Genomic DNA, 844 nt, shown 5'->3' on the forward strand with positions numbered 1-844 from the left:
TAAAAAAAATACAACATTAAATACATAATAACAGACAAAGCTTACGACACCAATAAAATAAGAGAATGCATAAACGAAGAAATAAAAGCATCAGACCAAATACCACTCAAATCCAACTTCAAACACGGATGGTACAGAAGATTAAACATAAAAACCTTCGATAAAAAAATATATTCAAGAAGAAACAACGTAGAAAGTGTATTCAGCGTAATAAAAAGAAAATTCTCAGGGACAAACAAAAGCAAAAAAAAAAACAAGACAACAAAACAAAGAAACAAGACTCAAAACAACAGTTTACAACATTGACAGAGTAGTGAAAATTTTAAATTAGGATTTCAACAAGGTCCAGGATTCTTTAAGCTTTTCTTCGAGTGTTTTCAAGCTTTTTTGTAAATTTTTTCAGGATTTTTCTTCTGGATTGTTTTAAGAGGTTTTTTTACTTGAAGCTCTCAATTTATTTTTGGTCTTCATCATTTTTTCAGAGGATTTTTTATTGATTTTTTCTTACTGTTTTTTTTGGAATTTTTGTTTGTTTGTTAATATGATTCAGGAACACTATTTTTCCAGATTCATCGCCCAATTCCAAATCTTCTTCTTGATCCAATTTATAATACTTTTCTTCCAAGTGTTCTTTTCATGATTATTTTTAATTGTTGTTCATTGGTTATTATTTTTTAAAGATGTTTTTACTTTAGTTCCATCTAAAAATTAAATGGCGGATTTTATTCTTTTGCAAATCTTTAAAAGTTGTTTTAAAAGCTTCATCAATTAAATCAGGTATAATCCAATTTGAATCTTAAAATTGTCCTATAAATTGGCTTTTGCATGCCTGCTAAAGTACATA

Annotated in this window: 2 protein-coding genes; one reads left to right on the forward strand and one right to left on the reverse strand. The window is 27.3% G+C overall.

All coding sequences use genetic code 11. From position 1 onward, the window contains the following. The first annotated feature begins 69 nt into the window (after window positions 1-69). Window positions 70-306 carry a hypothetical protein gene (locus MBORA_RS10105; RefSeq protein ID WP_248845824.1) on the forward strand — a complete coding sequence of 79 codons (237 nt, stop codon included), beginning with the start codon at window positions 70-72 and terminating at the stop codon, window positions 304-306. A gap of 184 nt (window positions 307-490) precedes the next feature. Here MBORA_RS10105 and MBORA_RS11275 read toward each other — a convergent pair whose 3' ends face one another. Next, a complete protein-coding gene (locus MBORA_RS11275; protein ID WP_282955711.1) occupies window positions 491-625 on the reverse strand; it encodes a hypothetical protein in 135 nt (44 codons plus the stop codon). Window positions 626-844: the final 219 nt, after the last annotated feature.

Source organism: Methanobrevibacter oralis (genome assembly GCF_001639275.1).
GTDB classification, from domain to species: domain Archaea; phylum Methanobacteriota; class Methanobacteria; order Methanobacteriales; family Methanobacteriaceae; genus Methanocatella; species Methanocatella oralis.